Source organism: Bacillus sp. Medicinal_06, from assembly GCF_056711665.1.
Genome location: NZ_JBWYHD010000005.1, coordinates 402514 through 428477, shown reverse-complemented (window position 1 = coordinate 428477; position 25964 = coordinate 402514). Strand labels below are relative to the sequence as shown.

Sequence of the window (25964 nt, the reverse complement as noted above, 5' to 3'; positions counted from 1 at the left end):
GTTAAAAAGTTTTGTGTTGGTGCAAAAAGTGGACACATTTTTCGGTTTACTTCATATAATTTACCAATAGAAAAAAAGTTGCCTGGAGGAAAGAAGGGAAAGCAATGTCGGAACGCTTATATAATAAACTTATATTGTACGCGAATATATTACAAAAGGTCGGCATTATTAATGAAAGAGAAAAGAGTGAAATACTTCAAATGATGAACAAAAAGGCTCTGTAAAAGAGTCTTTTTGTCGTGTAACATTTGCCTAATTTTCAAGTGGATGCAGAAATCGTATTGACAAAAAGGGATTCTCATGTGATAATTCAATTAAATTTTTAGAATAATCAAAAAATACTTCTTTTACATAGAAATGGTGAAATCATTATAGTGATATTCTCATGGGGGTGACGAAATGTTATTTTTTTTAAAGAAATGGCAAGAGTTGAGAGATATAAAGATGGAATTAGCTCTTCGTGATTGGTTTTATGGTACAAAAATTAGTCTATCTATGCGGACATCGCAAGAACCATTAACATTTTTGGTAAATATTGAAGGGAGAGACAAAGGGTTATTTGCAGAAGAAGATTTTATTGTAGTAAATAGTATGTGTGAGCCTGTATTTGAAAATGATGAAAAACCTGCATCTGAGTCGTTTATGCATGCTGATATTTATAAAAAAGGAAACGCAGATTGTATTTTGCAAGTTCAAACTGTAGATAGTCATTTAATGTCAGAGTTATATGGAAAAGAAGGGAAAGTTACATTTGAAAAACGTACTGTAGAACGTGTTTTTGGAAATGAAGGTATTACAGAGATTACAATTCCAATTGTAGAAAATGAAAAGAAGTTTGCTGATTTATTAGAGAACCATGTTCCTAATTTTATAGAAGGTGGCGGAGCTGTACTTGTTCATAATTATGGAATGCTTGTATGGGGAAAAACGCCGGAAGAGACGAAAAAATGGTTAGAAGGGTTAGAGTATTTAATGAATTATCATGTGAAATTATTGATGATCAAAGGGACTAAGAGTTCTTCAGTTATATAAAGAGAATCATGCATTACGTGCAAACCAATAAATGAAAGCGTTTTAAAAAAGTGATTTCACTCATAAAATATGGATCTCCTTATTATATATAGATTACATGTCGTCATGTGAGGAGGAACGTATTTTGCGAGTTAAATATCATTTTCTGCCGAAACAACAGGTGACATTTTGTAAGGATAATGATTCGGGGGAACAGGCGTTAAAAATGATGAATGAGAAGGGATATAGAGCGATTCCTGTACTTGCAGAAGATGAGAAGAAATTTAAAGGAATCATTTATAAAGTAGATATTTTAGAACGGAAATGTAATGAAGGATTAGACGATATATATGTAAAAGATATTGTGGAAAATAAATCTGCATTTATTTTTGAAAAGGATTCATTTTTTCGAGCTTTTTATGTAATTAGACGTCTTCCATTTTTAGCTGTACTGAATGAGTATAATGAATTTGTTGGGATTTTAACACATTCTAACATATTTGATGTCATTGAAGATTCGTTTGGGATGCAAACAGGTGGCTATATAATAACGATTGCAACGCAAGATTGTAAGGGAACAATTAAGGAGTTAGGAACGCTGCTTAAGTCTTATCATATTGGGGGATTATTTACACTAGACAATGGTGATCGATATATGCGTCGTGTTATTGTAAATCTTACAGATGACTTAGATGAAAAAGCATTAGAAACCTTAATTGCAAAAATAGAGAAAAAAGGGTTTCGCGTTAGCCATGTAGATCATATATAAAGATAGTATAGAAATAGAGAACAGCATATAGCTGTTCTCTATTTTTGTTTGGAAACAGGTGGTGGCGAGAGGGCGAGATCGGATAAGAAAATAAAGTCTGCATGTTCACGTACTTTAGGAATGGTGGACTCAATAACACGAGAAGTAATTTCCCCAGGAGGACCGACATGACCAATTGCAACTACGACAGGTTTTTCTTTAATTCTTTGCAAGAGTATCTGTGCTTGTTTTGTAATATGAGATGATGTATAAACATCGTCAAAGAATAATTGATTTTCTACAATAGGAACTCCTAATTCTTTTCCGAGTTTCGGTACTACGCTATTAGGATTTGTTTTACTGTCTAAATAAAATAGTCCATGTTTTTTACATACTGATAGTATGATGCGCATAATTCTTTCATCAGCTGTTACTTTAGAACCCATATGATTGTTCATTCCAATTGCATGTGGGACTTCTTGGATCGCTTGTTCAATTCGATTTTCAATTTCATGATCACTTAAATCAGTCGTAATGGCTTTAGGGCCAAGCCATTCTTTCTTTCCTTTAATAGGCTCCATTGGCATATGAATAATGACTTCATGGCCTTTTTCATGCGCAGCTATAGCGTCTTGTTTTGTCGATGGAAGAAAGGGCATAACGGCTACAGTAAGTGGAATGGGAAGGGATAACATCCTTTCTGTTCCCTTCATATTATTTCCAAAGTCATCGATTACAATGGTGACCTTATTTGTATGAGCATATGTTTGAAGAGGGAAAATGCCAATAGATAATGCAATGAAAAAAATAACGATATGTTTCCGCATATAAGAAGTTCCTTTCTAATTGAGTGATTTGTTGTAAGGATAGCCCATCAAGTTTAGCCGGCTATTCGGAGGTAGTAAGACTCCTACTGATGGAAGTTTCACTTTATAAATCGTGAAATAAATTTGATATGTAACCCGCACAAACTGGTAGTAAAAGTCCAATTTGTGAAGGAAGTTTGTCTGTATGGAAAAGTTATTTTTTCAATGAAATACGATAGACTACTTTATTTGTGAAGATGGAAATGCAAATCTGTAATTATGATTTGCGTTTTTCACATAAATTAAACGAGAAAAATGTCGAAGTAATGTGAATAAAAAATTTTAAAAGTGGAGTTTATTTGTCTTTTACAAAAAATAACATAAAAAAAATGTCTATTATTGCGAATGTATTTACAAAGATAGAATAATTTGTAATAATTCTCAAAGTGAGGATAAAGATTTGTAAATTACAGGGGGAAAATGTTAAAAATTCTGAGTATTCCAATTCAAGTGAAGTATACATGTACAGTTTGAATGTATAGGGTGAAAATGAAGTAAAGAGTATGGAAGAATAATGAGGGGGATATGGATGTTTACAGCAAAACGGAGGTACAACACAATGGAAAAGCTTTCGCGTGATATTCATATGAAACGTGAAGAAATGATTCATTTAGGTTTAACAAATGGATTAAACAGTACAGAAACAATTCAAGTGAGTCAAGAGTTGGACAAGCTTATTTTACAGTATCAACGCTATAAAGAACAGCAAACACCAAGATGGTTAACATTTATGAAAGTACCTTTTTTTCAAATAGAATATGAAGGGAAATCAAGTGCTTTCTGGAAAATGTTTGTGACTGCTTTTATGAAATAAACATAATTACCCTTCGTAGAGAAGGATAATTATGCGGGATCTAATGGAAGTTTTATATGGACAGTGGTTCCTTTATTCTCTTTACTATCAATCACAATTTGTCCATCATACATTTCTATAATTCGTTTGCATATGACAAGGCCAAGACCTGTTCCGGTATCTTTATTGGTAAAGAACGGATGAAAGAGGTGTTTTTGAATATGCTTTGGAATACCTTTTCCTGTGTCAACAATGTGTAATTGCGCATGTTCTTTGTTGCTGGTTACCTGAATTGTTAATATATCACCAGATGACATAGCTTCAATTGCGTTTTTTGTAATATTTAAAACCACTTGTTTCATATGATCTTTTGAACAACGGATATGAACAGGATGGTCTGGTAACTGCAAGGTAAATATAATATTATACAAATGTGCTTCCGATTGAATAATTAATGCTACCTCTTTAATAATATCTCTTACATCATACCTTTTCTCAATAATCGCTGTTGGTTTGCCGAGAATAAGAAATTCGCTAACAATTTCATTAATACGTTCTATTTCTTGTTCAATAACAGAAAAATAAAATTGGTCTTGCTCTTGTGTGTGCTTTTCTTTTAAGAGTGTTACGAGACCTTTAATTCCGGTAAGTGGATTCCGGATTTCATGAGCTGTGCTAGCTGCAAAAGTACCAACTAATTCAATTTTTTGTATTTCATTTTGTTGTCTCTCCAATTTCGTTTGTCGTTTCAGTAAAATATATTGAACAAGTAAAAATAAAATTGTCAATAAAAATAAAGTAACGAGACATTCTACCACAACCGTTTGGTATAAAGTTGTTTTATGAATAGGTAATGGAGAAACAGAAACTTTCCAGTTTAATTTTTGTAATGGAGTAGAAATTTTGTTTGTATGTTGCCTGATCGATTCTTTATTATCATCCATTAAAAAAACTACATCATGCTGATCTGTTACTTCAAAGTGATATTGGGGTTTAATAGCATTCAGAGCAGATGATATATAATCAAATCGTAAACTGGCCAACAATAAGCCAGAAATTTGTTTGTTTTTTGTAAAAATGGGTGTGGCAATCATGATAGCTTGGTGTCCGAGAACTCGATCTATAATGACAGATGATACAGTTGTTTTTTTTGATTTAAAGGCTTCTATTATATAGTTTCGATCTGCAACATGAATTGGCGATGTTAAGCCTTGTGATGTTACAGTGATTAAGCCATTTTTATTTGTATAATATAAACCGGAAAAATGCTCACTTTTTTCATCGGTATCGTGTAATATTTGTTGAATTCCGTTTGTATTTTCTGTTTCTGTATTTACGATCATAGCAAGCATTTCTAAAGCGGAAATAGCTTCGCCGATATGATGATCTAAATAGTCTCTATATAAAAATAAAACAGTATGAGCAGCTTGTTTGTTTTCCTGTTGCATTTGGTAGGTATGATAGGAATAGAAAATTGCACCGATTCCTATCATTGGTAATATAACAAGCAATATATATATAGTTACGCTCCGTAATTTCCCGTTCAAGGTTGCTACTCCTTCTTTTTTTATTATCATTATATATAAACTGTGTTAAAATTGTCATGCTTTTATTTAATATGTAATTGTTAGTATATTTTTAATATGAGGAAAGAGTAAAACTGAGAAGTGATTGAGCAATCACTCGGAGACACAGATGAACCATTGGCAGTTATGAATAACCTTTTTATTCAGTAGGTTGTCTTGAATCTTTGTGAATTTAAGTGAAGGGTTGAAATCTTATGAAATTGAATGATGAGCGAGAAGGTATTTCTCAATCTTTAAAAGTTTTTATTGCACTATCGCGTGTGCACCGCTTTGTTATGGATACTACAAATAAATCAATACAAAGTAACGGGCTGAATCCAACTGAGTTTGCTGTGTTAGAATTGCTATATCATAAAGGTAGTCAGCCGCTTCAACAAATTGGAGAGCGTATTTTAATTGCAAGTGGAAGTATTACGTATGTTGTTGATAAGTTAGAAAAAAAAGGGCTTGTAAAACGAATTCCATGTCCAAATGATCGTCGTGTTATATATGCACAGTTAACAGGAGAAGGAGAGACCTTCATCGCTTCTATTTTTCCAAATCATGAAAAAATTATACATGATTCCTTTGAAATGTTAACAAAAGATGAGAAAAATGAATTGTTATCTTTACTTAAAAAAGTCGGAAAGTATGAAAAATGATATATACATAAATAGAAATTGAAAAAACTTTCTTTTTTGATGGGAGAGAGCGTCCGGCCATGCGTAGTAGGAAATTATGTGCTAAAAAATCAAAATGAATTTATATAACATGTGTAAAAAGCTTTCGATGTAAAATAACCAAAGGCTTTTTTGTTTATCCTGCTATTTGCGGAAGTGGCACCCTTACTCCAAAATTCATTAAAAGAAGGAATATAGGTAAAGGAATGTTACAGCTTCTGACGAATTTTGCTGAAGAATAAAAGGAAATTCAGAAAAGGAAATGGAATTATAGTAATGGTACATATAATTGAGAGGAGGCACATTCATGTCATTTCAGAACTATGAATATAAACGTCCGAATACAGAGGAGTTACAAGGAAAATTTACTGCAGCTTTAGAACAATTTGAGAATGCGAAGACGATAGAAGAGCAAAAGCAAGTCATTGGTGTAATTAATGAAATTCGCAATGATTTTGGCACGATGGGAAATATTTGTTACATTCGCCATTCTGTTGATACAACAGATGTATTTTACAAGGAAGAACAAGATTTCTTTGATGAATATTCTCCTATTGTACAAGGCTATACAACGAAATATTATAAAGCATTGATGAATTCTCCATTTCGTGAGGAGCTAGAAGCTTATTATGGGAAACAGTTATTTGCTTTAGCGGAATGTGATTTAAAAACATATTCAGATGAAATTGTAAAAGATTTGCAATTGGAAAATAAATTATCTTCCCAATATACACAACTTTTAGCGGCTGCCAAAATTGACTTTGAAGGTGAAGAAAGAACATTATCACAGCTTGGACCTTTTATGCAACATAAGGATAGAGATATGCGAAAAAGAGCAAGTGAAGCTTATTACGGATTTTTAGCAGAGCATGAAGAAGAGTTAGACCGTATTTACGATGACCTTGTAAAAGTAAGAACGAAAATTGCTACAACACTTGGTTTTCAAAACTTTGTTGAACTTGGATATGCAAGAATGTACCGCACAGATTATAATGCGGAAATGGTGGCAAATTATCGTAAACAAGTATTAGATTACATTGTTCCAGTTGCAACAGAATTACGAAATAGACAAAAGGCGCGCATCGGTGTAGAAAAATTAGCTTACTATGATGAGAGCTTTGAATATGCAACAGGTAATCCGACTCCAAAAGGAGATGCAGAGTGGATTATTAATCATGGAAAGACGATGTATAAAGAATTATCAAAAGAAACAGATGAGTTCTTTAACTTTATGCTAGATAATGAATTATTAGATCTAGTTGCGAAAAAAGGAAAAGCTGGCGGCGGTTATTGTACATACATTGAAAATTATAAGGCTCCGTTTATTTTCTCGAACTTTAATGGAACATCGGGTGATATTGATGTGTTGACGCACGAAGCAGGTCATGCATTTCAAGTATATGAAAGCCGCAAGTTTGAAATTCCAGAGTATAATTGGCCAACGTATGAAGCCTGTGAAATTCATTCCATGAGTATGGAATTTTTCACATGGCCATGGATGAAATTATTCTTTGAGGAAGATGCGGATAAATATTATTTCTCTCATTTAAGTTCAGCACTTCTATTTTTGCCGTACGGTGTATCTGTTGATGAGTATCAACACTATGTATATGAAAATCCAGAGGCATCTCCAGACGAACGGAAAGCAGCATGGCGTAATATTGAAAGAAAGTACTTGCCGCACCGAGATTATGAAGACAATGATTATTTAGAACGTGGTGCTTTCTGGCAACGTCAAGGCCATATTTACAGCTCTCCTTTCTATTATATTGATTATACATTGGCGCAAATTTGTGCACTGCAATTTTGGAAGCGAGCAAGAGACAATAGACAAGAAGCTTGGGAAGACTATGTGAATCTTTGTCAGCAAGGAGGAAGCAAATCTTTCCTAGATTTAGTAGAGGTAGCAAATTTAACATCACCGTTTGCTAATGGTTGTGTGCAAGGTGTAATCAATGAGATTCAAGCATGGTTACGTGCAGTGGATGACACAAAATTGTAAAAATCAACCTTGTTTTTTTCACATTTTACAATCGACACATTTGCAAAATAATGAGATAATATAAGAAAATTCAGATTTATTTAAAGGGTGTTTCTAAATTAGAAGCGCCTTTTTTTACCAAAAAAGAGGGGGGAGAATTATGCTTCAATCTAATATGAATGTTAGTTTGGAAACTTTGCTGCAATCGTTACAATCTACAAGAAATACATTATTATCAGAAATTGAGATGTTAAATGATACGGAAGTAAATGTAAAACCGCGCCGTGATAAATGGAGTATCATTCAAATTTTGCATCACCTACACCTAGTTGAACAATCTGTTACATCAGCTCTTGTGTATGCTTTGCAGAAAAAAGAAAGAAAAGTAGTCCCGCTCAAAGATCTCCAACTTACTCTTGATCGAACATACAAACGAGAAGCTCCTCAACAAATGCAACCAACAGAAACATTAATGAAAAAACAACAAGGAATTCAATTACTCGAACATTCACGAGCAGAATTATTGCATACGCTGCATAGTATTATAGATGAAAGTGAATTATTTGAAAATTCATTAAAACATCCTATGTTTCATGAACTTAATTTATATCAATGGGTTCAATTCCTTGATTTACATGAACAGCGCCACCTTACACAGTTAAAAGAAGCAAAATATGCGATTTTGCAAAGATAAAGAAAAATTCTCATTTCTATGGGAACTATATGTAATAAATAGAAGAAGCGAATTAGTAGTTATCTCGCTTCTTTTATTTTATCCAGCTATTCGTGGGAAGTAAGCCCTACTTTAATATTCAGAGAAAACTAAGAGAGCTAGGTAATGGAAGTTTCACTTGGATGGATGCATATTTTTATCTCTTATTTTGGAATAATACATAGAGAGCATATGAAGGAGTTGAAAGCATGTCACATAAGAAAAAAGAGCAAGAGCGTAGTTGGAAAGCACGAAAAGAAAATCAAAAACCGCATGGGAAAGTAAAGACTTTTGCTGAACTTGTTGATGAAACAGAAAAAACGTGATGAAATCTTCATCACGTTTTTTGTATGAGTGGAAAGGTTAATAGGAAGGTTGTACCAATATCTTTTTCACTTGTAATATCGATTTTTCCATCCATTGCTTTGATGACGCTGAATACGACCATCATCCCAAGCCCAGTTCCTTTCTCTTTTGTAGAATAGAATGGAGAGCCAAGGCGCTTTATCTGTTCTGTGTCCATACCGATTCCATTGTCTTTTATATACAATTGAATATGTTTATGGTCGGGAACTAGTGTGAGGATAAGATCGCCACCTTTAGGCATGGCTTCAATACAGTTTTTTAGAATATTTAACAAACATTGATTAAATTTTTGCTTTTCGCCAGTAATAAAAAAAGAGCTACTTTGTTTTATGTAATGTATGCGAACATTTGATAAATTCGCTAATGGCGTAATAAGAGATAGTGCATGAAGTAATTCATCTTCTAGTTGTAACATTTGTTCTTTCTCAATACTTGGTTTTGCAAATGTTAAATAATCTGTGAGAACGTGATTTGCTTGTTCAATCCCATGTATAGCTATTTCTGTGTATAATTTTCGATCTTTTTCAGAGCATTTTTCAGATTGTAAAAGTTGTAAAAAACCTTTTGTTGAAGTCAAAGGATTACGAATTTCATGGGAAATGGAAGCGGCCATTTCTCCAATAAGATGAAATTTCTCAGCGTTAATAAGTTCTTCCTGTAAACGAATTTGCAATCGAAGTATGTTTAATAAATAAAGAATAAGAATTGTACCTATTATTGTGCATAGTTGATACGCAATAATATGAAGAAGATAGTCTTCAGAATTAGGCACTTTGATAAGGAAAACAGGAACCCAAACGAGTCCGTATGTAAGACTATATAAAATGGCAAGTATAAGTTTTATATGATTGGACCCTTTATTGAAAAATTTGTATGTAGAAAGTAAAACGATATATAAGAGAATCGAGCCAATAGCGGATGGAATGATTCCTACTCCTCCTAATAAGAAACGGTATACGTTTAATACAACTAAAATAGATCCACCGGCAATAGGCCCTCCTGTTAATGTGCCAACAATTAATACAATATGACGCATATCAAATTGAAACCCAGTATCTGTTTTTGCTGCAAAAAAAATGCAAAGCATTGTGGTAATACTACAAAGTAATATAAATATAGTTGAATTTAGTTTAGGTGAATGCTTGCCTTTTTGATTCCAAAATAGGTGATACACTAGCATTATAACGAGAATCAATAATATGTTTAAAAAGAGGTGAATGATAAAGAGTTTCAGTTTTATGCCCCCTTGCTATTCTCACATGTATAGTATTAATTAAGTACAATCATACTATTAAAATACAAGAAAATGAATCTGAATTTCGTTAAAAAAAAGAAAAATCAGAAGTTTCCCTGAGGGAGAAACAGTATGTTACAATATGTGTTGTCAATGAAAGAAGAAATTCCATGTATAACATGGGAGAGGTTCGCGAACTCCCTCTATAAAAAACTATGGAAACAACAATATCCTTAGGTATTGTTTTGTTTTTTTATTGTGACAGTTCAAGAACGTTCTTTCTTCTTATTCGTAGTAGAGAAGGAGAATGAGTGAGATGAAAAAAGAAAAAGCAGTTGTCGTTTTTAGTGGTGGACAAGATAGTACAACATGTTTATTTTGGGCGATGCAGCAGTTTGCAGAGGTGGAAGCAGTGACGTTTAATTATAATCAACGTCATAAGTTAGAAATCGATTGTGCAGCTGATATTGCGAAAGAGCTAGGAATTAAACATACAGTACTTGATATGAGCTTATTAAATCAACTTGCTCCAAATGCGTTAACAAGAACGGATATGGAGATTACACATGAAGAAGGTGAACTGCCATCGACATTTGTAGATGGACGAAATTTACTGTTCTTATCATTTGCAGCTGTGCTAGCAAAACAAGTTGGAGCACGTCATATTGTAACGGGCGTATGTGAAACAGATTTTAGCGGTTATCCTGATTGCCGTGATGTATTTGTGAAATCGTTAAACGTTACGTTAAATTTATCTATGGATTATCCATTTGTTATTCATACACCACTTATGTGGATCGATAAAGCAGAAACATGGAAGTTATCAGATGAACTTGGTGCATTCGAGTTTGTTAGAGAAAAAACATTAACATGCTATAACGGAATAATCGGTGATGGTTGCGGTGAATGTCCAGCTTGTAAACTTCGTAAAGCAGGTTTAGATACGTATTTACAAGAACGCGAAGGAGCGAACGCATAATGGAACAGAATTTTTTTGGATTTCGCATTGTAGAAAATTTACAAAAAGTGGACAAGGATATTCAACGTGAACAACTGAAATATCATAATAAACGAGTGATGGTAAGTAAGGAATTTACATTTGATGCAGCGCATCATTTGCATTGTTACGAAGGGAAATGTAAAAATTTACATGGTCACACATACAAAGTTGTTTTTGGTATTAGTGGATATGTAAATGAGATTGGACTTGCAATTGACTTTGGCGATATAAAAGAAATTTGGAAAAATGAAATTGAAATTTATTTAGATCATCGTTATTTAAATGAAACGTTGCCAGCAATGAATACGACGGCTGAAAACATGGTCGTTTGGATTTACGAAAAGATGGCTGAAGCACTTACAAAAGAGAATCGCGTTCATGAATATAAAGGAGCACGTGTTGAATTTGTTCGTCTATTTGAAACACCAACAAGTTATGCGGAAGTAAGACGGGAGTGGATGATCGGTGAGTAAAATTCCTGTTTTGGAAATTTTCGGACCGACCATTCAAGGAGAAGGAATGGTTGTTGGGCAAAAGACGATGTTCATTCGTACAGCAGGTTGTGACTATAGTTGCGCATGGTGTGATTCGTCCTTTACATGGGATGGGTCGGCGAAAGAACAAATTCGGCAAATGACTCCAGAAGAAATTTGGAGTGAACTTGTTGAAATTGGTGGAGAAAATTTTTCACATGTAACAATTTCAGGTGGGAACCCAGTACTATTGAAAAATTTAGAAGGTTTTCTGTCTTTATTACAAGAAAAGAAAATTCGCACCGCTATTGAAACGCAAGGGAGCAAGTGGCAGGAATGGTTACTTCGTATTGATGAAATAACTATCTCACCGAAGCCACCAAGCTCACAGATGAAAACAGATTTTATCATGTTAGATTCTGTTATTGAAAGATTGGCAGGAAAAGATTTTAGTTTAAAAGTTGTCGTGTTTGATGATCACGATTTTGAATATGCGATAAAGGTGCATGAGCGTTACCCGCACGTACCATTTTTCTTACAAGTTGGAAATGATGATACAAAAACAGTGGATGATGCAATGCTTATTAGGAATTTATTACAAAAATATGAATGGCTTATTGAAAAAGCTGTTCAGTGCAAAGAGATGAATGATGCAAAAGTATTACCTCAGCTCCATGCGTTAGTGTGGGGAAACAAACGAGGCGTATAAGAATAAACTCTGAAGAATCGAATGGAAGGGATGTATACAGAATGGCAGGAAGATTAGACGAAGATTTAAAAGATGTAACGTTACTTGGAAATCAAAATACAAAATATTTATTTGAATATAGTCCGGGAATTTTAGAGACATTTGATAATAATCATCCAAACCGTGATTATTTTGTAAAATTCAACTGTCCTGAATTTACAAGTTTATGTCCAAAAACAGGACAACCAGATTTTGCAACGATTTATATTAGTTATATTCCAGAGCAAAAAATGGTCGAGAGTAAATCATTAAAGTTATATTTATTTAGTTTCCGTAATCATGGAGATTTTCATGAAGATTGTATGAATGTGATTATGAACGACTTAATTAAATTAATGGACCCACGTTATATTGAAGTGTGGGGGAAATTTACACCACGTGGTGGTATCTCAATTGATCCATATTGTAACTATGGTCGCCCTGGCACGAAATATGAGCAGATGGCTGAATATCGTATGATGAATCACGATCTATATCCTGAAACAATTGATAATCGTTAATGAAAAAAGGATCTGTATGTAGGATACAGATCCTTTTTCTCTATTATATTATGCATGTTGATTAATAACGGTATAGTTTTTGTGATTTACAACTGTAAGAGGTTCCATATCTAGTTCTCTAAAATTCTCCATAATTGTTATATCGACAATAACGGAGTTTTTATTTACTTTTTGAACACGACCTTGCATTCCACCTTTAAATTCGATAATATCTCCAGTTTCTGCGATTTTCATAAGCAACTCTCCTTGTTACAGTTTTGCCAAAAAAGAACAAGTTCGTTCTTTTTTATTTCCCTTTATTTTGAACTATATTCCCCTGTTTGTAAATGTTTCCATGAGAAAAATTCAAAAAATAGTCATTTTTTTGTAAGATATGTATTAGATATTTTTCTATTTTTGAAGAGGGAATAGATAAAAAAGTGTTTATATCAGTATATAGGGGTATAATAAAATGGGGGCGGTAAAAATGTTATTTGAGATTATTGGAAGCTGTATAGTGATTCTTTTATTCTTATTTTCATATAAACAATTAAAAATAATTCGTAGCCATGAAACAGGGACATATTTTGATGGAGTGGATGGTGTGCATGCTTCTGTCACTCATGAGAGTAGTGCGGATATGTAAGGAAGTATGACTTTCCCTTTCTCCATGGTATGATGGCAATAAGAAACAGTGCATAATAATATAGGTGATGAGCGATGAATGGAGAGTGGAGAAGATGCGAATTTCTTTTATTCGTCACGGTCGCTTAAACAATGTTACAGAATCAATGACAGCATCATCGTTTCGCGAATGGATGGAACGATACGATTTAGAAGGTATGGAAAAAAGTAAGGACATACCAATCGAAACAATTGAAGCGATTGAATCGGCGAAGCTTATTGTAACGAGTGATCAAAAACGTGCAGTACAGTCAGCAGCAGAATTAACAGGTTCTCTTTCTTTTGTTCAAAGTGCTCTATTTCGAGAGGCGCAAGTGCCATCTTGCTTTCTTGTCCCAAAATGGGTGAAGTGTAAACCAGAAGTATGGATGTTTATCGGGCGCGTATTATGGACGATTGGATATTCTAAAGATGTTGAGTCCTACCGAGAAGCAGGGGAAAGAGCAAAGCAAGCAGCTGATACGTTAATTGGTTATGCTCTTGTACATGGGCGCATTGCACTCGTAGGTGATAGTTATTTTAATACGATGATTGGAGCAGAGTTACGTGCAAGGGGTTGGTCTGGACCTCCTATCTTTCATAGAAAGCCATGGGGGTGTACAGAATACACGTTTCATGAAGCGATGAATGGAAATATACTGAATACCAATTTAACATAAAAGCACACGATTACAATGAAGAATCGTGTGCTTTTTTTAGGAAACGAAAGCTTTTTTATAGAGTGGTTTCGCTAAATGAGCATAGGGCTCTCCGACAAGCATAACCGTTTTATCCTCTTGGTAGCCAAGTTTTTTATATAAAGAGAAAGCTCGCTTATTTTCTAAATTTACAAGTAATGCAATTTTCTCATAGCCTTTTTCATAGGCGTTATTTTCTGCTACTTGAATCAATTTTGAGCCGATCCCTCGTCCGCCATAAGCGCTTGAAACGGATAATGTGTCAATATAGTATTCATCGAGTTCAGCTTCTTTTTCTAGCGTAATAGATGAATCTTGATGGATTTTTCGTAAGTGTTTTACAATGGGAGTATCTAGTTGTTTTGCGTGACTGCCATGATAGGCGACGATGATTCCAACTGCTTGTCCATCTTGTTCTTCAACGAAACAGTTCTCAAAGCTAAGTCGATTTCCTTTTTTTGAAAACCAAGTTTCAAGCCCTGTCAAGACTTCTGTTTCGGTTTTTCCACCTGTGATTTTTTCAGCAATTTCATGCAGAGCGTTATACAATAAAGGAGCTATTGCCTTCGCATCTGTTTTTTTTGCTTTCCGAATCATATTATCCCTCCTAGTTGCATTCTTATTGTAACATAAAATAAAGCCTCAATCAGTGATTCATTAATTTCTTCAATTTTATAAGAGAAACTTGAATCTCGAATTGATTTAGTATAGATAAACAGCTATGTTAGTATACGATATTTGCTGTGAATGTAAGAAATTAAACATTGTCGACTTGTGAAAGATAGGATAAAATATTGCAGAGAGGTGAAATACATGGATAAACAATTAGCAAATACAATTTTAGATCAACTGAAAAATGGAGAGATAAAAGAGTATGTTGTAACTAAGGATGTATTTTATACGTTTCGTGAGGTTCTAGTAAATCGAGAAGATTTTAAACATTTCAGTGGGAATGCACAACGTGGCGGGGAAATTATTTATACATATACAGAAACACCGCGTTCTTAATAGAAGGAAAAGGAGAGGAGAATGATGGGAGAATTTAAACAAGGTATTTTACCGCATTGGGACTACATGTGGAAAGATGAGGCAGGAAATCGACTTGTAGGAATGGTTATGTTTCCCGAGAAACGGAAACGTACGAAAGAAGTGATACAAAAATTAAAAGTAGCATATGAGCAGGAAACCCTAATTCGAGCAACTGTGAAATTTCAACATATGAATCAATATGTAGAGGGAATGGTTGTATATTTTGATGAAGAAGCGCCAGTGTTTACAATGCAAGATAAAGATGAGAATTTCCATCATTTATTTATAAAAGATATTTTACGTATTGAACATTGCGAATGAGTTTACAGTCTTTTTAAATTTCTCATCACACTAACGAATAAAGTGGTGTGCCATCATAAGCGTCCTTTTCATTATAATGATATTTGTTATTGTGTAACAAAAAAGAAAGTATATGTATTATGATGTAATAAATGTTTCATCCATAAGAGAGAATGTCTTACTTGTATGATCTAAATAATGTGTAACCGGTTTCGAACAGATTACAACTTAAAGTCTGTTCTTTTTTGTGTGATGCTGGAGAAATAAAATTCTCCAGCATTTATCGTTTTTTTACAAAAAATATTGCTAACAATTTCGTGAAAATGGTTAAATTCGTTGACAACTTTTTTGAAAAGCACTTTATTGACATGAGTTTTAGAATGTTGTTTCATAGTCTTTGTATTGAAAAAAACGACATGCTATGTCGAAAAGTAAAAGTTAAAAAAAGAAAGAATTTATACATATATCTTGTGTCTTGTTTTGAAACGTAATACAATATATAGGGAAATCATGAAACGGCATCTAGATATTAAAGAAAGAAGAGGAGGGTCGGAAATGTTGGTTGCATATGATTCTATGACAGGAAACGTGAAGCGTTTCATCCACAAATTAAATATGCCGGCCGTTCAAATTAATGAAGATCTAGTATTAGACGAAGATTTTGTTCTTATTACGTATACAACAGGTTTTGGAAATGTGCCGGAACGTGTTTTAGAATTTTTAGAGCGCAATAATGCAAATTTAAAAGGCGTATCTGCGAGTGGCAATCGCAACTGGGGAGATATGTTCGGAGCAAGTGCAGATAAAATCTCAACCAGATACGAAGTACCTATTGTATCAAAATTCGAGTTATCTGGAACAAATAAAGATGTAGAATATTTTAAAGAAAGGGTGCGGGAGATTGCGACACATTGAACTGAATAATGAAATCACGCAAATGCAAGACGGTTTCTATCAGCTTCATAAAGATAAAGAAGCATTAGAAGTCTTTATGGAAGAAGCAAGAGCGAATACCGTTCATTTTGATAGCGTGGCAGAGCGAATTGAGTATATGAATGAACACGATTACTATTACAACGTTCTGGACGAGTATAAGTTGGAGGAGGTAGAGGAAGTATACAACGTTGCATATAGTGAAAACTTCGAATTCCAATCTTATATGGCGGCATCTAAGTTTTACAAAGATTATGCGTTAAAAACGAATGATCAAAAACAATACTTAGAAAGCTACGAAGATCGTGTATCAATTGTGTCATTATATTTAGGACGCGGTGATGTTAACAAAGCAAAACAATTTGCAAGTATGATCGTAAAACAAAACTACCAACCAGCGACACCAACCTTTTTGAATGCGGGAAGAAGCAGAAGAGGAGAAATGGTGTCTTGTTTCTTGTTAGAGATGGATGATAGCTTAAATTCAATCGGATTTAATATTAATACGGCGATGCAGCTATCGAAAATTGGTGGAGGCGTGGCGCTCAACTTGAGTAAATTACGCGCACGCGGTGAGCAAATTAAAGGCATCGATAACGCAGCAAGCGGTGTTGTACCAGTTATGAAATTGCTTGAAGATTCGTTTTCGTATGCGAATCAGTTGGGTTAACTTATGGCTCAACTATAAAACCGGGTCAATTGCTGGAACGCCTGAGTATATCGAGGTAGGATACTACGAAGAAATTACGTAGCGCCCCCTAAAAATCCAAGATTGCAGGAAATCAGCAGCCGAGCTCCTAAGTCTATTAGATAGGGAGAAGGTTCAACGACCAAGTGGCTATGTAGGTGACTATATAGTTCGAACCTGGCTTCTCAAATCAAGGTTGTAGGTGAGAAGAAGATATGGTCTGAACTCTATAGCGATATAGAGAGGATAGCAGAAATGACTATCCCCCATACGTTTTAAGGGTATGGAGTAACAATATGCAAAGAAAAGGTGCCGGGGCAGTGTATTTAAATATCTTCCATTGGGATATTATTGAATTCCTTGATACCAAAAAAATAAATGCCGACGAGAAGAGCCGTATTCAGTCTCTATCAATCGGTATTATCGTTCCAACTAAGTTCTTTGAGCTTGCTGAGAAAAACGAACCATTCCATGTTTTCGCACCATATACAGTGTATAAAGAGTACGGAAAACATTTAGATGATATAGATATCGATGAAATGTACGATGAATTAATGAGCAATCCAAAGGTGAAGAAGAAGCCACTTGATATTAGTGCACGTGATATGCTCATTAAAATTGCGATGATTCAACTTGAGTCTGGTTATCCATACTTAATGTTTAAATCAAATGCGAATAAGCAGCATCCGTTAAAGGATATTGGAACTGTGAAGATGTCGAATCTCTGCACAGAAATTTTCCAACTGCAAGAAACATCTGAAATTAACGACTACGGTACAGATGATATTATCCGTCGTGATATTAACTGTAACTTAGGATCATTAAACATTGTAAACGTAATGGAGAATAAAGAAATTCGTGAAGCAGTTCATGCAGGAATGGAAGCTTTAACAGCTGTTTCTGATATGACTGTTATTCCGAACGCACCAACTGTGAAAAAAGCAAATGACGAGCTTCATTCAGTTGGACTTGGTGCAATGAACTTACATGGGTATTTAGCAAAAAATAAAATTGCTTATGAAAGTGCAGAAGCGAAAGAATTTGTTCGCACATTCTTTATGATGTTAAACTATTACTCGATTGAAAAGAGTATGGGTATTGCGAAAGAAAAAGGCGAAACATTTAAAGACTTCGATAAGTCGGATTATGCAAATGGAACATACTTTGAAAAGTATGAGACAACAGATTATAGTCCGGTAACTGAGAAAGTACAGCAGTTATTTGAAGGAATCCATATTCCAACAAAAGAAGATTGGACAAGTCTAAAAGAAGAAGTGCAGAAGCACGGTTTATATAACTCGTATAGATTAGCCATCGCTCCGACACAATCAATCAGTTACGTGCAAAATGCGACTTCAAGTGTAATGCCAATCGTAAGTCAAATTGAATCAAGAACGTATGCAAATGCGACAACATATTATCCGATGCCATATTTATCAAAAGATACATTCTGGTATTATAAATCGTCTTATGATATGAATCAGTTTAAATTAATTGATTTAATTGCAGAAATTCAAGAGCATATTGACCAAGGAATTAGTACAATTCTGTATGTAAATAGTGATATTTCTACTCGTGAATTAGCACGTTATTATATCTATGCACATAAAAAAGGCTTGAAGAGCTTGTATTATACAAGAACTCGTAAGTTAAGCGTCGAAGAGTGTGTTGCTTGTACAGTTTGATGCAAATTCTAATTGACTGATAGAGTAAGACAGCATGAGCAGGGTTTTTCTGACCCTGCTCATGCTTAGTTATAAAATTTAAGACGTCTAACATGCGGTTAAGTTTTCATTACTAAGTGAAAGCTTTACCGCATGTTAGAAGAGCTTATTGATAGAGAAGGGGCGATTCAATGCGCGCGGTAAACTGGAACAAAAAAGAAGATGATTTTAGTTTAATGTTTTGGAAGCAAAACATCGCTCAGTTTTGGACAGAAGAAGAGATCGCTGTATCTTCTGACAAAAATACTTGGGTGCAATTATCAAAAGAAGAGCAAATTGCTTATAAGCGAGTACTAGGAGGATTAACACTTCTAGATACAAAACAAGGCGGCGAAGGGATGCCTCTTGTACTTGTTCATCTTGAGAATTTACAAGCGAAAAGTGTACTGGCTTTCATGGGTGCTATGGAAGAAGTACATGCGAAGAGCTATAGTCATATCTTCACGACACTCGCAACAGAAGAAGAAATTGATGAAATCTTTGATTGGGTAGATAACCATCCATTGCTTGAGAAAAAAGCAGGTATTATTACAGGTTACTATCGCCGTTTATTAAAGCCACAAGTAACGAAAAAAGAATTATATATGGCTATGGTAGCGAGTGTGTTCTTAGAAAGTTACTTGTTCTATAGTGGATTCTTCTATCCGCTATACTTAGCAGGACAAGGAAAATTGACTGCAAGTGGTGAAATTATTAACTTAATAATTCGCGACGAAAGCATTCACGGCGTATTCGTCGGTATTTTAGCACAACAAATCTTTGCAGAACTTTCTGCAGAAGAGCAACAAGAAGTACAAAAAGAAACACAAGAACTATTAATGGAATTGTATGAAATTGAAATGGCATACACAGAAGAAATTTATACATCCATTGGTCTTGTTGAAGATGTAAACCGCTTTGTTCGTTACAATGCGAATAAGGGACTTATGAACTTAGGATTAGAACCACGCTTTGAAGAGGAAGAAATTAACCCAATCGTATTAAATGGTTTACGTACAGATACGAAAAATCATGATTTCTTCTCTGTAAAAGGAAACGGGTATGTAAAAGCAACAAATGTTGAAAAGTTATCAGATGATGATTTCGTATTTGATTTTTAATAAATAAGATTGAAAAAAGCTGTCTCTCATGTGAAGGCAGCTTTTTTGTGTGTGAATAGTTTACATAATGTTATTATTTCTTAATAAGTTTTTCTTCCTTGATCTATGAAAGTTAGTAGTATGAGAAGTTGAATAAGTTATGTCGAAATGAATAGAAAATGAAAGGAACGATTAGAAAAATAATCCCACCTATCGTTTCATTGGAGCGTGAATAAATAGGGCTATTTAATAAATTTTTTCATTCAAGAAATTTTGGCTCGAAAATTGCATGAATATTTAAAAAATAAAGGGGGAGAGTTTATAATGTGCAGTAAAACATTTGCAGTTCGTTGAAAGCGTTTTCTGGTTAGTTATCAATCTTTATATGGAAATTAGATAGAGAAAGTAGGAGGAATGATAGGTGGGAAAAGTAGTTGGTTTAAAACGGTCATTAGGGCTTTGGTCAATTGTTATGCTAGGTGTCGGGTATATGACGCCGATGGTGGGGTTTGATACATTTGGAATCGTTTCTGAAAAAACGGGCGGGCATGTTCCTGGGGCTTATCTTATTGCATTAGCGGGAATGTTATTTACAGCAGCAAGCTACGGCAAAATGGTAAAGGTTTTTCCGACTGCAGGATCTGCTTATACGTATACACAGAAGACAATTAGTGCAAGACTTGGATTTTTTGTTGGATGGTCAGCATTATTGGATTATTTGTTCCTACCAATGGTGAACGCACTATTAACGAGGATTTATATGTCAGCACTTTTTCCAAGTGTTCCAGATTGGGCGTGGGTCGTTGGTTTCGTTCTACTGATTACACTTATAAATATTATTAGTGTGAATGTTACTGCTAATTTCAACACGTTCTTAGTAACATTCCAAGTGTTAGTAATGATTGTATTTGTAGTTCTTGTTATAAAGGGATTGATAGCAGGAGAAGGAACTGGAGAAGTCTTTTCCATTCAGCCGTTTTTTGAGTCAGATATACAAATATCACCGTTAGTTGCAGGAGCGACAATTCTTTGTTTTTCATTTTTAGGTTTTGATGCGGTAACGACATTTGCAGAAGAAACACCAAACGCAAAGAAAACAATTCCTCGAGCTATTTTTCTTACCGCTTTAATTGGCGGTATTTTGTTCATCGTTACGACGTATTTTACACAATCCTTTTTTCCGGATGCATCTGTATTTAAAGATCAAGAATCAGCAGCTCCAGAAATTGCACTATACGTTGGCGGGAAATTATTTCAAACCTTCTTTTTAGTCGGAACTTTTATGGGGACAATGGCATCCGGCTTAGCTTCTCATACAAGTGTATCGCGGTTATTATATGTAATGGGAAGAGATAATGTAATTCCACAAAAAATATTTGGATACATTCATCCTCGCTGGCGAACGCCAGTATATAACATTATTTTTGTAGGCATTATTGCGCTCTCCGCTATGTTCATAGATTTAGAAACAGCGGCCTCTCTGATTAACTTCGGAGCGCTTATTGCATTTACATTTGTTAATTTATCAGTCATTTCTTACTATGTGATTAAGCAAAAACGATATAAAACAGTAAAAGACTTTTTTCATTTCTTAGTTATGCCTATTTTGGGAGCTGGTACAGTAGCTGTACTATGGTTTAACCTCAATATTCACTCACTTATTCTTGGACTTAGCTGGGCTGTTCTTGGAATTGGCTATCTTCTATATATTACGAACATGTTTCGTTCAGCTCCCCCGCAAATGCATTTTGAAGAAGTGCAGGAAATGTAAAATGACAAAAACATCGGGATATATCCGGTGTTTTTTATTTTGGAGATTGTAAATTCATGCATGTTTGCATAAATCATTCAACTGTTCATAAGGAGGGAGAAGAAAAAATGTAAGTGAGAAGGCTGAAGCGATATGATTAACTTAATTTTACTACTTGGCACGATTATTGCTTTCTAATACTAGTAAAAAATAAATAAATGAGGTGTTATCGTGGCAATGCAATCAGAAAAAGAAGTTGTAACACAATCTATTCAAGAAAAAGTTGAGGAAGAAAATCCTTTAGAGGAGTTTCAGGCCATACTAAAAGAAGCGCTACAGGCTTTGCGTTATCCAGAGGAAGTATTCGATTTTCTTAAAAAACCGATGCGTTTTTTAGAAGTAAGTATTCCTGTTCGAATGGATGATGGAAGAACAAAGGTATTTCAAGGGTATCGTGCCCAGCATAATGATGCAGCAGGACCGACAAAAGGTGGCATTCGGTTTCATCCAGATGTTACACCAGAGGAAGTAAAGGCGCTTGCTGGTTGGATGAGTTTGAAATGTGGCGTGACGGGACTTCCTTATGGAGGTGCAAAGGGCGGGATTATTTGTAATCCGCAGGAAATGAGTTTTAGAGAACTAGAGTTACTGAGCCGTGGTTATGTAAGAGCAGTCAGTCAAATCGTTGGACCTACTAAAGATATTCCGGCACCCGATATGTATACAAATGCGCAAATTATGGCTTGGATGCTGGATGAATATGATCATATTAGAGAGTTTGATTCCCCAGGTTTTATTACTGGAAAGCCATTAATGCTAGGAGGATCACAAGGACGGGAAACAGCTACGTCTAAAGGAGTATTTTACACCCTTCAATTAGTTAGTGAGTTAAAGAATATTCCGCTTCAAAATATGCGAGTAATCATTCAAGGGTTTGGAAATGTTGGAAGTTATTTGGCAAAATATTTATATGATATTGGTGTAAAAGTAGTAGGCGTATCTGATGCTTTAGGTGGCATTTATAATCCAGACGGTTTAGATGTTCCTTATTTACTTGAAAATCGAGATTCTTTTGGTGTCGTATCGAACCTTTTTAGTAAAACAATCTCAAACCAAGAGCTGTTAGAAAAGGAATGTGATGTACTCATTCCAGCAGCAATTGGAGGAGTGATTACGAAACATAATGCGAAAAAGCTTGGATGTAAGATTGTAATTGAAGCTGCAAATGGTCCGACAACAAAAGAAGCAATAACAATGCTAGAAGAAAAAGACATTTTAGTTGTACCAGATATTTTGGCGAATTCTGGAGGAGTTATTGTTTCTTATTTTGAATGGTGCCAAAATAACCAAGGGTATTATTGGACAGAGCAATATGTTGATCAATGTTTAAAAGAGAAAATTACATCTAGCTTTTTCGATGTGTTCAACACTTCAAAACGTTTTGGGGTAAATATGAAAATTGCGGCATATATAGCAGGAGTTCGTAAGATTGTAGAAGCATCACGTCTTCGAGGTTGGTTGCATTTTTAGTATAAAGGGAGGGAACATATGAAACTAGATATTTTACTAGAACAAATTGAAAAACAACCCATTGGTTATTACTGTATTGTATCGAATCATCATCGATATGATCTAGCAGTTGCTTATTCGCAGCAATTTTTTGGAAAAGCAATGGTTACCTCTATTCAAAATGGAAGAATGATTTTATTAAGTCAAGAAGATATTGAACAGGATCAATATTGGGCACCTAAGTTAGGGATTGAAGTAGAAGATATAGAAGATTTTCAAAGTTTTTTTCATATGATTCTTCAGTCACAAATGTTGGCAGAACAATATTAATAGAATAAAAGAAGGGAATGATTTATTTTGTATTATGAGATTGTTACAAGTCCATGCTATGGAACAGTTGAAAAGGTGTCTATTGATAAAGACTCTCGCATTTATGAATGGGAACCATTGTTTGCTATTAAAAATATGGATGGTAAGTTAGAAGTAATCAAAATGGGATGTAGCGGAGAGGTACAATCTTTAGAGGTAGAAGCAGGAGATAAAGTCATTCCAGGTATGGTATTAGCTTATATTCAAGAAGATATTCTAGTTAGTGGGAGTGATTGATTTTTAGGAAGGGAGATGGAACTATTCATCTTCCTTTTTTTATTAAAGTAAGTAAAAAATGTATATTGTCAGATTAATTAAAAAAATCCGATTTTAATGATACAATACAAGTTAAGCAGTTTAAAGGAGGAATAGCAGAATGTTTTCCATTGCTCATAAAAAAATTAGACCTATTGTCTCTCTAGCTATCGATCAATCTGAAAAGGAATGGAATATAGATGTTAAAAATATGAAAGAATCTTTTCTGTTTTTAAAAAGAGAAGATCGATTATTTGCATACGTTCATGTTAAGGATCTGCTATCAAACAGTAAGGAATTAACTCGCCAAGCATTGCTTTCAAATGCTGTTTCACTAGATACAATCTGTCACCTTAGCAAAAATATTTCCTTAACAGCGCTCTTTCAAATTATTGGGGCACCCATTGCCATAGTGAAAAATGAAATAGGAGAATTAACGGGATACATACGAAGAGAGGATGTTTTTGCAGAACTATTTAAACAAGAAAATAAAAGTGTAGATATACTAAAAATCATTTTAACGTCTATTCCAATGGGGATTTTTGTAGTAGACCGTGAGAAGAAAATTGTAAATTGTAATGAATCTGGTTTGAAGATGATTAAATCTACTCCTGAAAAAGTTATGAATGTAGCAGCAGAACAGATTTTTAATGGAGAACATATTAATACTGTATTTACAACGGGAAAAACGATTTTAAACCAACTACAAATAACAAATGAGATGGGGGTATTAGTTGACTACAGTCCTATTCCAAACTTTGATCAAAGAATCGAGGGAATGGTCATTATTGTACAAGATTTACCGATGGTTGAGGATATGGCTATGGAAATTGAATATATAAAGGATTTAAATAAAGATTTACATGCAATCTTATCTAGTATTTATGATGAAATATTAGTTGTTAATCATAAAGGGGAATTAATCCGTTATAGTGAAACCGTTATCAATGATTTTTGGGGAAGAGATTTGAAAGATCTTTTAGGAAAAAACCTTTTAGACTTAGAAAAGAAAGGATTATTTAGTCCATCTGTTACAAGATTAGTGCTAGAACAACAAAAAAAGGTATCCATTGTACAAGAAACAAAAAGTGGTAGAAAGATATTAGCAGTTGGAAATCCTGTATTTAATGAAAGTGGAGAGATTCATCGTATTATTATTGCCTCAAGAGATATTACAGAGGCAACAAGATTAAAGACGGAACTGCATGAGATAAAAAAAATCTCTGAACAATATAAGAAAGAGTTGGATAGCTTTAAAAATAAAGATCGTTTTCTTAAGAAGCTCATTTATTGTAGTCCAAAAATGGAACAAATTATTAATCAAGCAAAAAAAATAGCTGACTTTTCTTCCAATGTTTTGATTTCTGGAGAATCGGGCGTTGGAAAGGAAGTGATTGCACAAGCAATTCATCAACTTGGAAACAGATCTTCAAATCCATTCTTAAAATTAAATTGTGGTGCGATTCCAGAGACACTGTTAGAAAGTGAGCTGTTCGGCTATACGAAAGGCGCTTTTACTGGTGCTGATAAAAACGGAAAAGAAGGATACTTTAAGCGGGCAGATCAAGGAATTTTATTTTTGGATGAGATTGGAGAAATGCCATTACATTTACAAGTGAAATTACTTAGAGTCCTGCAAGAGCAAGAAGTAATTCCAATTGGAAGCACGATACCTACAAAAATAAATGTTCAAATTATTGCTGCCACGAATAAACGTCTAGAAAAAATGGTGGAAGCTGGCACTTTCAGGGAAGATTTATTTTATCGCTTAAATGTAATCCCCTTGCAAGTTCCTCCGCTGAGAGAACGAATGGAAGATGTTCCGGTACTCGCGTTTCATTTCTTACAGCAGTTAAATGAAAAATATAATAGAAACTACCATTTAACTCCGGATGCACTTAATTTATTAGAGTTTTATTCATGGCCTGGAAATGTAAGAGAATTACAGAATATGATTGAACGTTTAGTTGTATCAGCAGATGATGCTGTTATTGATGCTGAATTTGTTAGTAAATTTTTAACTCCTGGATATGACTTTAAAAAATCAAAGCCGGTAATTACAAGGGTTTTACCATTAAATGAAGCATTGCATTCTGTAGAAGAACAATTAATTTTACTTGCGATGAAGCAGTATAAAACAACAACGAAGGCAGCGAAGGCTCTTGGGATAAGCCAGTCTTCTGTTAGTCGTAAATATCAAAAAATCATGAATGAAAAGGAAATAGCGGTTGATACAATTTCGTATTTTTAAAGGAGAAAGGGAGGAGTCTATATGGACTCCCCCTTTTTTGTTGTAATTATGCGGAATGTC

27 protein-coding genes, 2 pseudogenes and 1 riboswitch are annotated in these 25964 nt (G+C 34.3%); of the genes and pseudogenes, 24 read left to right on the top strand and 5 right to left on the bottom strand.

The features are described from left to right. Positions 1 to 399 precede the first annotated feature (399 nt). Complete coding sequence (locus AC1M36_RS15160) at positions 400 to 1032, top strand: class II aldolase/adducin family protein (RefSeq protein ID WP_336452748.1); 633 nt, start codon at positions 400 to 402, stop codon at positions 1030 to 1032. A gap of 124 nt (positions 1033 to 1156) precedes the next feature. Further along, positions 1157 to 1780: a cyclic di-AMP binding protein CbpA gene (gene cbpA, locus AC1M36_RS15155; protein ID WP_336452747.1), complete on the top strand. Its 624-nt coding sequence runs from the start codon at positions 1157 to 1159 to the stop codon at positions 1778 to 1780. A 38-nt stretch (positions 1781 to 1818) separates the two neighbouring features. On the opposite strand, the gene AC1M36_RS15150 is transcribed toward cbpA, so the two are convergent. Continuing rightward, complete coding sequence (locus AC1M36_RS15150) at positions 1819 to 2586, bottom strand: divergent polysaccharide deacetylase family protein (RefSeq protein ID WP_336452746.1); 768 nt, start codon at positions 2584 to 2586, stop codon at positions 1819 to 1821. 568 nt (positions 2587 to 3154) lie between these two features. Between AC1M36_RS15150 and AC1M36_RS15145 the strand changes: the two genes are divergently transcribed. Continuing rightward, positions 3155 to 3439 (top strand): aspartyl-phosphate phosphatase Spo0E family protein, encoded by a 285-nt coding sequence (locus AC1M36_RS15145; protein WP_336452745.1) that lies wholly within the window; start codon positions 3155 to 3157, stop codon positions 3437 to 3439. Positions 3440 to 3468: 29 nt separating this feature from the next. On the opposite strand, the gene AC1M36_RS15140 is transcribed toward AC1M36_RS15145, so the two are convergent. Further along, positions 3469 to 4995 carry a DUF3149 domain-containing protein gene (locus AC1M36_RS15140; RefSeq protein WP_420792359.1) on the bottom strand — a complete coding sequence of 509 codons (1527 nt, stop codon included), beginning with the start codon at positions 4993 to 4995 and terminating at the stop codon, positions 3469 to 3471. A 203-nt stretch (positions 4996 to 5198) separates the two neighbouring features. Here AC1M36_RS15140 and AC1M36_RS15135 point away from each other — a divergent pair, with 203 nt between their 5' ends. The 4 genes from AC1M36_RS15135 to AC1M36_RS15120 all read left to right on the top strand — a co-directional run bounded on the left by AC1M36_RS15135 (position 5199) and on the right by AC1M36_RS15120 (position 8682). After that, positions 5199 to 5645, top strand: a complete 447-nt coding sequence (locus AC1M36_RS15135; RefSeq protein WP_336452743.1) for a MarR family winged helix-turn-helix transcriptional regulator — start codon at positions 5199 to 5201, stop codon at positions 5643 to 5645. Between the two features lie 325 nt (positions 5646 to 5970). Further along, on the top strand, positions 5971 to 7665 hold the full coding sequence (locus AC1M36_RS15130; protein WP_479846005.1) for a M3 family oligoendopeptidase: 1695 nt from the start codon (positions 5971 to 5973) through the stop codon (positions 7663 to 7665). 139 nt (positions 7666 to 7804) lie between these two features. Continuing rightward, positions 7805 to 8338 carry a DinB family protein gene (locus AC1M36_RS15125; RefSeq protein WP_479846004.1) on the top strand — a complete coding sequence of 178 codons (534 nt, stop codon included), beginning with the start codon at positions 7805 to 7807 and terminating at the stop codon, positions 8336 to 8338. 227 nt (positions 8339 to 8565) lie between these two features. Beyond that, positions 8566 to 8682, top strand: a complete 117-nt coding sequence (locus AC1M36_RS15120) for a DUF6254 family protein (RefSeq protein WP_000018497.1) — start codon at positions 8566 to 8568, stop codon at positions 8680 to 8682. A gap of 11 nt (positions 8683 to 8693) precedes the next feature. Here the strand turns inward: AC1M36_RS15120 and AC1M36_RS15115 are convergent, their stop codons facing one another. Next, positions 8694 to 9902: an ATP-binding protein gene (locus tag AC1M36_RS15115; protein ID WP_336452740.1), complete on the bottom strand. Its 1209-nt coding sequence runs from the start codon at positions 9900 to 9902 to the stop codon at positions 8694 to 8696. A 233-nt stretch (positions 9903 to 10135) separates the two neighbouring features. Further along, positions 10136 to 10179, top strand: a riboswitch (PreQ1 riboswitch). Positions 10180 to 10272: 93 nt separating this feature from the next. Here AC1M36_RS15115 and queC point away from each other — a divergent pair. Genes queC through queF form a run of 4 tightly spaced genes read left to right on the top strand, consistent with a single transcriptional unit; the run spans position 10273 to position 12677 of the window. After that, on the top strand, positions 10273 to 10935 hold the full coding sequence (queC, locus tag AC1M36_RS15110; RefSeq protein ID WP_018764167.1) for a 7-cyano-7-deazaguanine synthase QueC: 663 nt from the start codon (positions 10273 to 10275) through the stop codon (positions 10933 to 10935). After that, complete coding sequence (gene queD / locus AC1M36_RS15105) at positions 10935 to 11429, top strand: 6-carboxytetrahydropterin synthase QueD (protein WP_336452739.1); 495 nt, start codon at positions 10935 to 10937, stop codon at positions 11427 to 11429. The genes queC and queD overlap by 1 nt, the downstream gene beginning before the upstream one ends. Further along, positions 11422 to 12138 (top strand): 7-carboxy-7-deazaguanine synthase QueE, encoded by a 717-nt coding sequence (gene queE / locus AC1M36_RS15100; protein WP_336452738.1) that lies wholly within the window; start codon positions 11422 to 11424, stop codon positions 12136 to 12138. Before queD ends, queE begins: the two co-directional genes overlap by 8 nt. Before the next feature lie 41 nt (positions 12139 to 12179). Next, positions 12180 to 12677, top strand: coding sequence for a preQ(1) synthase (queF, locus tag AC1M36_RS15095; protein ID WP_336452737.1), 498 nt, complete (start codon positions 12180 to 12182; stop codon positions 12675 to 12677). A gap of 48 nt (positions 12678 to 12725) precedes the next feature. On the opposite strand, the gene AC1M36_RS15090 is transcribed toward queF, so the two are convergent. After that, on the bottom strand, positions 12726 to 12911 hold the full coding sequence (locus AC1M36_RS15090) for a YkvS family protein (protein WP_000683952.1): 186 nt from the start codon (positions 12909 to 12911) through the stop codon (positions 12726 to 12728). 217 nt (positions 12912 to 13128) lie between these two features. Here AC1M36_RS15090 and AC1M36_RS15085 point away from each other — a divergent pair, with 217 nt between their 5' ends. Then, on the top strand, positions 13129 to 13302 hold the full coding sequence (locus AC1M36_RS15085) for a hypothetical protein (protein WP_336452863.1): 174 nt from the start codon (positions 13129 to 13131) through the stop codon (positions 13300 to 13302). 94 nt (positions 13303 to 13396) lie between these two features. Continuing rightward, on the top strand, positions 13397 to 13999 hold the full coding sequence (locus tag AC1M36_RS15080) for a histidine phosphatase family protein (RefSeq protein ID WP_336452736.1): 603 nt from the start codon (positions 13397 to 13399) through the stop codon (positions 13997 to 13999). A 36-nt stretch (positions 14000 to 14035) separates the two neighbouring features. Here AC1M36_RS15080 and AC1M36_RS15075 read toward each other — a convergent pair whose 3' ends face one another. Next, a complete protein-coding gene (locus tag AC1M36_RS15075) occupies positions 14036 to 14614 on the bottom strand; it encodes a GNAT family N-acetyltransferase (RefSeq protein ID WP_336452735.1) in 579 nt (192 codons plus the stop codon). Positions 14615 to 14830: 216 nt separating this feature from the next. On the opposite strand from AC1M36_RS15075, the gene AC1M36_RS15070 reads away from it, so the two are divergent. The 11 genes and pseudogenes from AC1M36_RS15070 to AC1M36_RS15020 all read left to right on the top strand — a co-directional run bounded on the left by AC1M36_RS15070 (position 14831) and on the right by AC1M36_RS15020 (position 25904). Beyond that, positions 14831 to 15025, top strand: coding sequence for an abortive phage infection protein (locus AC1M36_RS15070; protein ID WP_336452734.1), 195 nt, complete (start codon positions 14831 to 14833; stop codon positions 15023 to 15025). A 24-nt stretch (positions 15026 to 15049) separates the two neighbouring features. Next, positions 15050 to 15367, top strand: a complete 318-nt coding sequence (locus tag AC1M36_RS15065; protein ID WP_336452733.1) for a hypothetical protein — start codon at positions 15050 to 15052, stop codon at positions 15365 to 15367. Between the two features lie 534 nt (positions 15368 to 15901). Next, positions 15902 to 16261, top strand: coding sequence for a class Ib ribonucleoside-diphosphate reductase assembly flavoprotein NrdI (nrdI, locus tag AC1M36_RS15060; RefSeq protein ID WP_017152669.1), 360 nt, complete (start codon positions 15902 to 15904; stop codon positions 16259 to 16261). Next, positions 16248 to 16946 (top strand): annotated as a pseudogene (locus tag AC1M36_RS15055) (ribonucleotide reductase N-terminal alpha domain-containing protein); the annotation flags it as partial. The gene nrdI and the pseudogene AC1M36_RS15055, both read left to right, overlap by 14 nt. A 314-nt stretch (positions 16947 to 17260) precedes the next feature. Then, positions 17261 to 18652, top strand: a pseudogene (locus tag AC1M36_RS15050) (ribonucleoside-diphosphate reductase subunit alpha); the annotation flags it as partial. Positions 18653 to 18822: 170 nt separating this feature from the next. Then, on the top strand, positions 18823 to 19791 hold the full coding sequence (gene nrdF, locus AC1M36_RS15045) for a class 1b ribonucleoside-diphosphate reductase subunit beta (protein ID WP_336452732.1): 969 nt from the start codon (positions 18823 to 18825) through the stop codon (positions 19789 to 19791). Positions 19792 to 20191: 400 nt separating this feature from the next. Next, on the top strand, positions 20192 to 21541 hold the full coding sequence (locus AC1M36_RS15040; RefSeq protein WP_479846003.1) for an APC family permease: 1350 nt from the start codon (positions 20192 to 20194) through the stop codon (positions 21539 to 21541). Positions 21542 to 21751: 210 nt separating this feature from the next. Beyond that, positions 21752 to 23050: a Glu/Leu/Phe/Val family dehydrogenase gene (locus AC1M36_RS15035; protein ID WP_479846002.1), complete on the top strand. Its 1299-nt coding sequence runs from the start codon at positions 21752 to 21754 to the stop codon at positions 23048 to 23050. An 18-nt stretch (positions 23051 to 23068) separates the two neighbouring features. Then, positions 23069 to 23359, top strand: a complete 291-nt coding sequence (locus AC1M36_RS15030) for an SAV0927 family protein (protein WP_336452730.1) — start codon at positions 23069 to 23071, stop codon at positions 23357 to 23359. Between the two features lie 27 nt (positions 23360 to 23386). Further along, positions 23387 to 23635: a biotin/lipoyl attachment domain-containing protein gene (locus AC1M36_RS15025; RefSeq protein WP_336452729.1), complete on the top strand. Its 249-nt coding sequence runs from the start codon at positions 23387 to 23389 to the stop codon at positions 23633 to 23635. Positions 23636 to 23774: 139 nt separating this feature from the next. Next, positions 23775 to 25904 (top strand): sigma 54-interacting transcriptional regulator, encoded by a 2130-nt coding sequence (locus AC1M36_RS15020; protein WP_336452728.1) that lies wholly within the window; start codon positions 23775 to 23777, stop codon positions 25902 to 25904. The last annotated feature ends 60 nt before the right edge of the window (positions 25905 to 25964 follow it).